The 10,091-nt window shown below is 71.2% G+C and carries 7 protein-coding genes and 1 pseudogene; 2 read left to right on the top strand and 6 right to left on the bottom strand.

What is annotated here, in order from left to right; translation table 11 throughout:
* Positions 1-114: 114 nt before the first annotated feature.
* Positions 115-1,053, bottom strand: a complete 939-nt coding sequence (locus tag ACWDZ7_RS41975; protein ID WP_451804114.1) for a GlxA family transcriptional regulator — start codon at positions 1,051-1,053, stop codon at positions 115-117.
* A gap of 202 nt (positions 1,054-1,255) precedes the next feature.
* Between ACWDZ7_RS41975 and ACWDZ7_RS41970 the strand changes: the two genes are divergently transcribed.
* A complete protein-coding gene (locus tag ACWDZ7_RS41970; RefSeq protein WP_451804112.1) occupies positions 1,256-1,945 on the top strand; it encodes a DJ-1/PfpI family protein in 690 nt (229 codons plus the stop codon).
* Between the two features lie 333 nt (positions 1,946-2,278).
* Positions 2,279-2,749: a DUF6010 family protein gene (locus ACWDZ7_RS41965; protein ID WP_451804110.1), complete on the top strand. Its 471-nt coding sequence runs from the start codon at positions 2,279-2,281 to the stop codon at positions 2,747-2,749.
* Here the strand turns inward: ACWDZ7_RS41965 and ACWDZ7_RS41960 are convergent.
* From ACWDZ7_RS41960 to ACWDZ7_RS41940, 5 genes and pseudogenes are all read right to left on the bottom strand, one after another.
* Positions 2,730-2,816 (bottom strand): annotated as a pseudogene (locus ACWDZ7_RS41960) (IS5/IS1182 family transposase); the annotation flags it as partial. The gene ACWDZ7_RS41965 and the pseudogene ACWDZ7_RS41960 sit on opposite strands and share 20 nt — an antisense overlap.
* Positions 2,817-2,852: 36 nt before the next feature.
* Entirely contained in the window at positions 2,853-3,536 is a 684-nt protein-coding gene (locus ACWDZ7_RS41955) for a transposase (protein WP_451804108.1), read from the bottom strand.
* A 569-nt stretch (positions 3,537-4,105) separates the two neighbouring features.
* Positions 4,106-5,434, bottom strand: coding sequence for a lanthionine synthetase C family protein (locus ACWDZ7_RS41950; protein ID WP_451804106.1), 1,329 nt, complete (start codon positions 5,432-5,434; stop codon positions 4,106-4,108).
* Positions 5,431-8,550 (bottom strand): lantibiotic dehydratase, encoded by a 3,120-nt coding sequence (locus ACWDZ7_RS41945; protein ID WP_451804104.1) that lies wholly within the window; start codon positions 8,548-8,550, stop codon positions 5,431-5,433. The genes ACWDZ7_RS41950 and ACWDZ7_RS41945 overlap by 4 nt, the downstream gene beginning before the upstream one ends.
* A 100-nt stretch (positions 8,551-8,650) precedes the next feature.
* Positions 8,651-8,809: an FDLD family class I lanthipeptide gene (locus ACWDZ7_RS41940; RefSeq protein ID WP_451804102.1), complete on the bottom strand. Its 159-nt coding sequence runs from the start codon at positions 8,807-8,809 to the stop codon at positions 8,651-8,653.
* Between the last annotated feature and the right edge of the window lie 1,282 nt (positions 8,810-10,091).

The following is a 10,091-nucleotide window of genomic DNA, read 5'->3' as shown; positions in this document are numbered from 1 at the left end:
CGTGACGTCGCCCCGCCGGCGCCGGTCTGGACGGCCGCCAGGCCGACGCCGGCGGGCGCGGAGCAAGACCTGATAGGGGGCCGACCAACCTTAGAGGCCATCTCATTTGGCTGTTCAACTGAACGTGCGCCGGTAGGTCTGCGGGCTGACGCCGGTGGTGCGCTTGAAGCGGTCACGGAAGGTGGTGGGTGAGCCGAAGCCGACCTGGCTGCCGATGCGCTCCACGGAGTGCTCCGTGGTTTCCAGCAAGTGCTGTGCCTGGCGGATGCGGGCCCGGTGGAGCCACTGGAGCGGCGTGGTGCCGGTCTGGTCGCGGAAGCGCCGGATCAGGGTTCGGGTGCTGGTTCCGGCCCGCTCGGCGATGTCGGCAAGGGTGAGGCCGCGGGCCAGGTTTTCCTGTAGCCAGGTGAGCAGCGTCTCAAGCTCGGAGCCCTGCGGTGTGGGTGCGTGGTCGTAGACGATGAACTGCGCCTGCCCGCCCTCTCGTTCGAGAGGCATCACTGACAGGCGGGCGGCGTCGGCGGCGACGGCCGAGCCGTAGTCACGGCGGATCATGTGCAGACACAGGTCCATGCCCGCCGCGGCGCCGGCCGAGGTGAGCAACTGGCCGTTGTCGACGTAGAGGACGTCCGGGTCGACGTCGAGGTCCGGGTGGGCGGCAGCCAGCAGACCGGCCGCGCGCCAGTGGGTCGTGACGCGCAGTCCGTCGAGGAGCCCGGTGTCAGCCAGGGGGAAGGTGCCCACGCAGATGGAGGCGATCCGGGTGCCGTCGGCAGCGGCCGACCGCAGCGCGTCGTGCACGGCGGGAGGGAGTGGGGCAGCGAGATCGGCGACGCCCGGCACGATGATCGTGTCCGCGCCATGAAGGCCCTCCAGGCCCCAGGGGGCACGCAGGGTGAAGGCTCCGGCGTCGACCTCGTCGCGCTCGGCGCACACCCGTACCTGGTAGCCGGGCCGCCCGTCGGGCAGGCGGGTACGGGAGAAGACCTCGATCGGGGTGGACAGGTCGTACGGGATCACCTGATCCAACGCGAGCACGGCAACCGTATGCATGACCAGAACTTACCTCCCCACCAGCTTGACGGACCTGGGCCGCCCTTCCGGAAGGCCCACGTCATCGCAGTCCACACGCTTCAAGAAAGTGTTGGCACTATTCCGTTGCAACCTGGCACTAGTGCCACTGGGCTAGCACCCAGGAAGCCGGTTGACTTCGGAGCGTCCGGATGGAAATCGACGTCGAAGGAAGCCCGCGCCCATGCACACCCAGGTCGTCCTGTCCGATGGCTTCGACCCGCTCGATGCCATTGCCCCCTACGAGGTCCTGCACGCCGGCGGCTCGGCGACGGACGGCGCGGTGACCGTCGAGCTGGTCACCGCAGAGGGCCCTCGTAAGGTCGTCAGCGGCATCGGAGGACTGACACCGCGCGCCGTCGGCGCCCTCGACCTGGAGCGCGCCGACATGCTTCTGGTACCGGGCGCCTCCAACCGCGTGGGCGAACCCGGCGAGGCCCCGGAAGAAGAGGTGGGCGTCGGCGAGCGGAAGCAGGACGAGTTCATCCCGGTGCTGCTGGGCCGCACGCTGACCACCGAGCTCCCTGCGCTCCTCACGCAGGCAATGGACGACCCGGACATCACCGTCGCCACCGTCTGCGGCGGCTCGCTCGTCCTGGCCATGGCCGGCCTGCTGGAGGGACGTCACGCCACCACCTACCACATGGGCCTCGACATGCTGGACGCCACCGGCGCCCACGCGGTCCGCGCCCGCATCGTGGACGACGGCGACCTGATCACCGGCGTCGGCGTGACCTCCGGTCTCGATCTGGGTCTGTACCTACTGGAGCGCGAGGTGGGCCCCCGCGTCGCGCACGCCGTCGAAGAACTCATCTCCCATGAGCGGCGCGGCACCGTCTGGCGCGCGCGGGGTCCAACGCCCACCACTCTCTGAGCGCCCGGGCCTTCGCAGATCAGTCGCTCACCATCCCCCTGCACGAGTAGGAAGAACATCAGCATGAGCGTCGAAGGCACCGTCGCCGTCGACCCGATCACCGTCCCCGCGAGTATGTTTCCCGCAACGCCGCGCCGCGCCCTCGCCGACGCCTGACTGATCGCCTCGATCCTGCTGATCGCCTCGATCCTGCCGACCGCGACGGCCGCCAGCGTACTGGCACTCCTGATCCTGCCCACCCGGACAGCGCTCTGGCCGAGACGTCGGTGCTCGCGCTGCGACAGCTCGACCGCGGCGATTCGGCCCGCCCCAGGAGGAAGAAGTCATCCCCTCATGAACCTTGTGTCACCAGTGATCGTCGGCATCATCTACTGCCTGCTGATGTCCCTGATCAAAGAACCGCACCGACGCCACTTCAACGCGATCATGGTGGGCGGAGCCGGCGCCGCCTATCTGAGCGGGGGCGGCTTCGGCCCGTGGGAGCTCCCATTCGTCGCACTCACGGCCTACGTCGCCTACCGCGGCCTGGACTCCTGGGCCTTCATCGGCGTCGGCTGGCTGCTCCACACGGCCTGGGACATGGCCCACCACCTCAAGGGCAATCCGATCCTGCCGTTCTACCACGACGCATCTCTGGCATGTGCCATCTGTGATCCGGTCATCGCCCTGTGGTGCTTCCGCGGAGGACCTTCCCTGATCGCGCTCGTCCGCCGCCGGTTCCGGCCCGGCCGGACAGCAGACCACGCGCACGATCACGTCTCCGCCCCCGCCTCTCAAAACGATCGAGTCTGCGGTAACAGATGAGGGTGCAGGCGACGGCGGTGAAGGCGAGGAAGTGCTCGGCCTCGCGTTCGTGCTGTCGGCGTACTCGCGAAAGTGGCTCCGGCGAGAATCTCGTAGACGGAGATCACGGCGGGGCAGGTGGGTTGGAACGTGGGTAGCGGCGACGGAGGTGTGCGATCAGTACGACTCGTTGCCGGAGCAAGGAGATACCGGCCCGCCCGCCCATGATTCTCTTCTGGAGCTTCACGTAGGTGATGCGTCCTTCGTTGACTCCGGAGCTGAAGGAGGTGGTGATCCCCTGCACGACTGCTGCCTCGTCCTCGCGGATGGACTTGGCCATGCTGGTCAGGGCCTGGAGGTGGGATGTTGTGAGCCGGTTGAGCCAGGCGGGCAGCAGGGCGGAGTCCTGGGCGTCGAGCATGGTGTCGAACTCGCGGACCAACTCGTGGGTGCGCTGTAGTTCCGGGCAGTGTTCCAGGAGGCGGGCGAGCCGCTCTCGGATGTGAAGGCCGCGCTGGTCAGGGGCGGTGGCGATCCAGCGGGCGACTTCCCTGCGGGTTGGTGCCCGTTCATGTACTTCTTCCAACGGGGGCTGACGACGCAGGGGTTGAACAGCGAGTATCACCTGCTGATAGTGGCCCCGGTAGCCCTTGGCGGAGATCTCCTGGTGGAGGGCGAAGGCGTTGTGCTCGCCCTCGTCCCAGCGTTGGCGCAGGTAGCCGAGATACGGGTCGAGTGGTGAGGGCCTGCGCGGGTAGCGGCGCCGGACGCACTCCTGCCAGGTGGCGGCGCGCGCGTACTTGCGCACGGTGCGCCGGTTAAGCCCGAACTCACGGGCGGTGGAGTGGTAGCTGCGTCCGCAGGCGGCTCCAGCTCCTCCAGCCCCGACCACACCGCGCTACAACCGTCAGGTCCGGAGCGTCATCCCGAAGACTCCGCTCTGTCCAGAGCTGTTCGTGCCCGGGCGCAGCAACGGCCGGCGAGGGTCGCCGACGCAGCACCTGGCCCAGGCATGCCGGGGTGCGCGCAGTGTGCGTGGTCCATGGCTTGAGAGAATGCGTCTTCGTGCGCACTGGCTCCTGCGGAAACACCGGATTCCGCGCCTGATGAGCAGCGCGTGTGCTTGGTGATCATGAGCAGAATCGCCCGCTAGATTCTGAGTGGCAGTAGCTCTCCGCGCCGCAGCGGTCCCGGCAGACGCGTCCGGCGGGCCGCTCGGGCGCCGGGTGGGTTCCCCCGGTGCACTGTATGGAGCGCGCATGCTGCGCGGGGCGCGGTGGCAGCAGTATGCCGCCCATGGTGCGGCCCCGGCCGGACGCGATGGCCTTGTGGCGAGGCAGTGCTTGCCAGGCTCTGTGGGTGCCCGGCGGGCCGGCCTCATGCCAGGAGCAGGGCGGCGTCCCAGGCGGTGGCGGGGGGTTGGCCCGTGGCGTGGCTGTGCAGGGCCAAGGCGATGCCACTGGCGCCGTCGAGCAGGCCCACAGGGTAGGAGGGCGGGTTCTGGCGTCCCGGGTGCTCCTGGTGGACAGAGGCGGGTGCGGGAGGTGGGTGCGAGGGGTGGCTGAAGGCGGCGAGCAAGTCGTCGGCCAGGGCGGGCAAGTGGCGTGCCAGGAGGCGGTCTTGGCTGTCGTGGGCGAGGCGGGTGGTGGTGTGCAGCAGGCCGGCCAGGCCGTGGCACAGGCCCAGGCCGTCCGGGGGCTGAGGGTGGGGGCGGGGCTGGGTGAGGGCGTGCTGCAGGGCGGTGACAGCGGTGTGCCGCCAGGCGCTGTGGTCCAGAGCCGTGCCGGCCAGGTACAGGGCGCGGGCGACGCCGGGGGTTCCGTAGCACCAGTGGCTGCGCGCCGGGCCTGCGGCGTGGATGTGGGAGTTCTCGTCGACGGTGAGTACGGCCGGCCAGGCCAGGGCGCCTTCGTTACGGTCGGCGTGTGCCAGGAGCCAGGTCGCGATGTGGTGCACCGCGTCGTCGTGTCCAGGCAGGCGCAGGCCGGCGTCCCAGGCCAGGGCGAGCAGGGCCAGGGGGCCGGGGATGCCGTGGGCGAGGCCGAGGTTGAGGTGGCCGTGCGGGCAGGCGGCGTCCTGGCCGAACAGCGGGGAGTGGGGTACCCACCAGCCGGGCAGTCGGCGGCCGTTGACGGTCACGGGCCGGGTCAGGTCGATCAGGGCGGTGAGCGCGTCGGCGAGTTGGTCGTGGTGGCCGCGGAGCAGCAGGTAGCGGCCCAGTCCGGCCAGGCCGCTGATGACGTCGTAGGCCGCCATGGGCACGCCCGGGCGCCGTAGCCCCGTGCGGGTGCGTTCCTGCTGGACCAGGTCGCGGAGGCGGGCGTGTACGTGTTCATCGAGCCGGTGCAGCAGCCGGGCGTAGTCGGCGGGCTCGGCGGCCGCGGCCGCGGCGGCGAACGCCACGGCGGGTACGCCCCGGAACAGTCTGTCGCCGGGGTCGGCGCGCAAGCCGTGTGCGGCGGCGGCCAGATGGGCGTGGGCGGTGGTGCGGTGGGCCGGGTCCTGGTGGGCGAGCTCGGCGAAGAGCAAGGTGGTGCCCGGGTAGCCCTCGGCGAGGCTGCTGCGCCAGTGCCGGGCGGCTCCCGGTGGCACGGTGCCGGGGGCGGGGCCAAGAGGTGCGGGGTCGTGCAGCGCGGCGGCCAGGGCCTGCACCGCCGTTCGGGCGCGCTGGCGGGTGTCGGCGCCCGGCCCGGAGGATCGGTTCATGGCCGGTGCTGCCTGCGCTGGTGGTGGGCCTCAAGTGCACCGCGGGCGATGGCCAGCGCGCGGCCTTCGCTGCCGCGGTCGCTGCCCAGCAGCCGGTTGTGGTGCATGTGCAGCAGGCTGGTCACCGCCGTGGCGGCCTGGGCCGCCTGGCGGTAGCGGGCCAGGGCCGGAGCCCGTTGCGTGAACACCCGGGCCAGGTCGGAGCCGCCGGGCAGGGAGTGGGGCTGCGGATGGGCGTCGGCGGGGTGGAGCAGGCCGGCGAGCGCATGCCGCAAGGCGCGTACGGCCCGGTGGTCTTCGGCCTCCTTGGGCACGGCGTGAAGCAGCCAACGGCTCCAGTCGGGGGAGGTCGGACAGGTATGGCGGGCGATGTCGAGGAAGTTGACGGCGGCCAGCAGTACCGGGTCCACCTCCGCGGCGGTGGTGTGCAGCAGGCGCAGCTGGGCCAGCACGGCGTGGCTGTCGGCGCAGAAGGCGCGCTCGGCGTGCTCCAGCGCCTCGGGTCCGCCGTAGCGGGCACATTCGGGTTCGTAGGTGTCCAGTGTCATCCGCTGGGCCAGGCCCTGGCGCCGCAGCTCCACCGCCCAGTCGTGGAGGGCGGGCAGGAGCCGGCCACGCAGGGCATCGGCCGGACCGCTGAAGCGCAGGCGCAGGTGCGGGGCCGGATCCGCGTAGCGCAGGAAGTACCAGCGGTCGACCTCGGGCGGCAGCTCGTCCAGCAGGTGCGGCAGCAGGTCGCGCAGCAACAGGTTCTGGCGCTGGCAGCTGCCATAGATCTTGGCGTACAGCCAGCGCCCGCCCGGCAACTGGGCCGCTACGGGAGTGCGGCGCGACGGCACCGGGGCCGCAGACGGTCTGGCGGTGGCGGTGGCGGCGCGGGGGCGGGCCCGCAGCGGGATGACGATCTCAGTGGTGTGGGCCCGGCCCGCCCGCTGCAGCCAGCCGTCACCGAGCCCGGCCGCCCGCTGCGGTGTCTCGTACAGCACCGACTGCGCGGTGCGCCAGAGCTCTTGGCGCACCAGTTCCTGGTGCAGCCGGTCGGCCAGATTGACCTCGATCCTGCGGTCGGCGCTGCCCAGGAGGACGTGTTCGGGCACGGCCCATCGCCGGCGCCACCGCTCCAGCTCGCGCGCCCAGTCCCCGTGCGGCAGGCCGCGCTCACGCAGCGGCGGGTAAGCCAGGCGCCACTGGGCTGAGGCCAACACCGTACGCCTGTAGCGCACCCGGGGCAGGTACGGCAAGACGGCCAGCGGCCCCCAGGACCACGGCCGGCAGTGCCGTGCCCCCATCTGCCCGACCTCGCGGGCCAGCCGGGCCGCGTTGGGGGCCGCTGCCGGGTGCAGCATGTGCCACGCCAGGGGCACCACTTCTCGGCCCAGGCGCCGGGAGACCAGCAGCAGGCGCTCGGTATCGGCGGCCAGCGACAGATCGTCCAGGCGCAGCACCGGCTGCTCGCTGTCACAGAACACGCCGATGGCCAGGGTGTGCGGCAGCCAGGCCGGTGCCGCACACACGTTGCGGGCCCGTGCCAGCGGCGGCGGCCAGACCAGGTTCACCGGCACCGCTTTGGCACCGGTCGTGCCGGTGGCCCGCGCCATCTGGGCGGCGTCCTCCTGGACGGGCGGATCCAGCAGGTAGGCGAAGCGGCCGAGCATGGCGCCAGCCAGCGTTGAGCCCGTGCCGGAAGAGAGCACCAGCCCGAAGTGCCCTGCGTCCAGCGCCTGGGAAGAGACGGCCATCAGCTGCGCGCACAGTTCCATCGACGGCGCCACCGGCCCCCGGCCGGGCGGCTCCAGCGCGCGCACGTCGGCCTCGGTGAGGACGACTTCCTGCGCGCCGTCGTGCAGGGCGCCGGCCAGCAGTGCGCCCAGGGCCTCCTGCCGGTCCGGCGGGGCGGGCTCGGGCGGCAGCGGCTCCTCGCCGCTGTACCCGCGGGGCGGCCACAGGTAGCCGGCCGGGGGCCCCAGCCCCATATCCGGATCGAGGACGCGCGCCAGCGGCACGGCATGTGCGGTGCCGTAGCGTTCAAGGAACTGTGCATGGTATTGGCGCAGATGCCCGGGGGCGGTGTACGACGGGGCGATCCGCCACAGAACCTCGGCGGCCCGTTCGGCCTCCCGGGCCACACGGTGCGGCAGCCGCACATCGGCATCCAGCGCCAGGTCGACCTGCAGCGGCCGATCGACCGCGTGAAGGGCCCGCATCCGCTCCCCCAGCGCCCGGCAGGCCCGGCTGCCCGCCGCCCACGGCGCGGTCGCGTAGCCCTGTACGGCGCGCTCAAGGTCTTGGAGGGCCTGGGCCGGCTGCCCCCCGCACTCGGTCAGGCGGCGCAGCACATGACCGAGAGGGTCCGCCTCCTGCGGTGCCGGCGCGAGGTCGGCCAGCAGCATGCGGTGGCGCACCAGCTGTGTCAGCAGCCGCCCGATGTCCGTGGTGGGCGTACCCGGAAACCGTAGGCGCAGTGCGTCGATGACGGCCTGGCCGGTCAGCGGCCGGCGGGCCACGAGTTCCACGGCCGCTTGCACGGCGGGCGTGTGACGCACCGACTCCTCCGCACACCGCGGCACACCGTCTTCGTCCGTCACACCGCAGGGCATCACCCAGCGGCCTCCGCGCGCGAAACACACGTCATTGGCCACCAGCCGCAGATGCGGCAGCACCAGCGGATCCTCTTCCCAGCGGCTGACCAACTGCGCCAGCCAACCGGCGTCCGGACGCACCCACCGGCGGTCCCGCGGCCCCCAGGCCACGTGCGCGGTGTCACCGAACCGGGCCGCGGCCACCCCGGCCATCATCCCGAACGGGGTGGGCCGACACGCCATCCGCAGCACATACCGCGACAGCGACAGCACCGCACGCCGCACCTGCCGCGGCGTGGCCGACCGCCCGCCCAGCATCTGCTCCACCCGCTCGCCCAGCGCGGGACTGGAGACCTGGACGGCCTCGCGCACCAACGGATCTTCCATCAGCGCAGCCAGATATTCCGTCGCCGCTGGCGTATCGTCCGGGTCCAGGTCCTGCCACGTGCTGCGCACCCGGTCGGCCGGCAGCACCGGAGCCCGCACCAGCACCGGCCCCGCAACCTCGAAAACCGGGCCGTCCACGGCTTCCGCCACCCACTCCCCCCGCCCTCAGCGCTCGACCAGGCGCGCCATGGCACACCCGGCACCGCGCCCTCTGAACGCCGGCCACCAGCCCCGCCCGGCCCCGCGTCGGTCAGTTGCCGCAGTTCCCCTGGATGGTGAAGCAGTAGATCAGCACCGACTGCACACACTGCAGCGCGTCCGTTACCACCGCTCCCGCGGCCTCCTCGGCCACCGGAGCGGGCTCCACCTGTACGTCGAGATCGAATACGTCGACGTGTTCCACATTCATCTCTTCCTCCTGCTGATACTCAGTCCCCAAGGACACCAGCGGATGCCAACCGGCACCCAAAGCCGTGCTGCCCGCCCAGCCCCCGCCCAAAGAACCCAGGAGAAGAAACCGCTCCATCGTGTGCACCTGAAGCAGGACCCGACACACGTGCGGCGCACGCACCGGCTGGCCAGGCGCCGTGACCCACCGGGCGCACGCCCCGCACCGGCTCGCTCCCGGCAGGGCAGACCGCCACCGTCGGCGAAGCCGCACCGAAGTGCCCGGTGGTGGCGGACAGCACGCCGTTCCGCAGGCGCCCCCATCTGCGAAACAACAGGCGTCGGTTGGGCTGATCGCCGCGGTTGGGGGGTTCATCTGGTTCTTCGTGTGGCTGGGGGCCTGGATGAGCGACGACTGGGGGATCTAGGGAGTTGGCCCCCTGCTGTGGCTCAAGGACGCGCGCACCGCAGCAGACATCCTCGAACACGCCATCCCCCGCACCCATCACCCCACCGCACGCTCCCTTCTCCATCTGCGGCTCGCGCGCGCCCTGGCGGAACTCAACGAGGACGGCCAATGCCGCCAGGCCCTCACCGCGGCAGAGAAGGTTCTGGGAGCCCGGTCATACGACCCGCCGCCGGCCTGGTGCTCGTGGATGTCACCTGCCGTTATGCGATCTGTCAACCTGTTCCAGCCCGGGAGTGTCTCAAGGTTTCGCTGCTGCCTGGCCCCTGACGAGGAGTCCGGGCCAGGCAGCGTGGGGTTGTCAGAGGCGCGTGGCGATGATGGCTTCGGTGCATACGACTCCGTTGAAGGTGCCGAGGGCGCGGTGATAGCCGCGTTGAGGCCCTGAAGCGGGGAGAACAGCCCTGTAGGTTCCTCTTGATCGTCAGCACTCTCCTGCGGAAACGCGGGAATCCGGACGTCGTGAGCACTGGCCGGGTCGGTTCATGGTGAGCAATCCGGGCGGGCCCTTGGCGGTCGGCGAGGACGGTCACTTCGCGTTGTGCCACTCGGCTTCGCCTAAGGGATCTTCAACGGCTGGGGCTATGACGACAGGGCGGTCTCGGGTCCCAGGGACGCTGCGGTGGTGGCCACGAACCTGTCGGCGTCGTCGAGCCGCGGGTAGTGGAAGAGGTCCGCGAACTCGGCCATGGTGCGGGAAGGGGCACCCAGGTCGACCTCTCCGGCCAAGAGGAGGCCTGGCTTTAAAGGTGCTAACAAAGCCGTTGGACGTGGCGGTGGGTGATCAGGCAGACGGCGAGGCCGAGGAAGGCTTCATGGATGTCGTCGCGTCGTTCCC

Source organism: Streptomyces sp. NPDC003032 (genome assembly GCF_053591415.1).
The sequence above is the reverse complement of the archived record's forward strand: the minus strand, read 5'-3'. Positions and strand labels throughout refer to the sequence as shown.

Bases quoted from the DNA above. Each gene is read 5' to 3' on its own strand.
- ACWDZ7_RS41975 (WP_451804114.1), bottom strand. From the start codon at position 1,053: ATGCATACGGTTGCCGTGCTCGCGTTGGATCAGGTGATCCCGTACGAC.
- ACWDZ7_RS41970 (WP_451804112.1), top strand. From the start codon at position 1,256: ATGCACACCCAGGTCGTCCTGTCCGATGGCTTCGACCCGCTCGATGCC.
- ACWDZ7_RS41965 (WP_451804110.1), top strand. From the start codon at position 2,279: ATGAACCTTGTGTCACCAGTGATCGTCGGCATCATCTACTGCCTGCTG.
- ACWDZ7_RS41950 (WP_451804106.1), bottom strand. From the start codon at position 5,434: ATGAACCGATCCTCCGGGCCGGGCGCCGACACCCGCCAGCGCGCCCGA.
- ACWDZ7_RS41940 (WP_451804102.1), bottom strand. From the start codon at position 8,809: ATGAATGTGGAACACGTCGACGTATTCGATCTCGACGTACAGGTGGAG.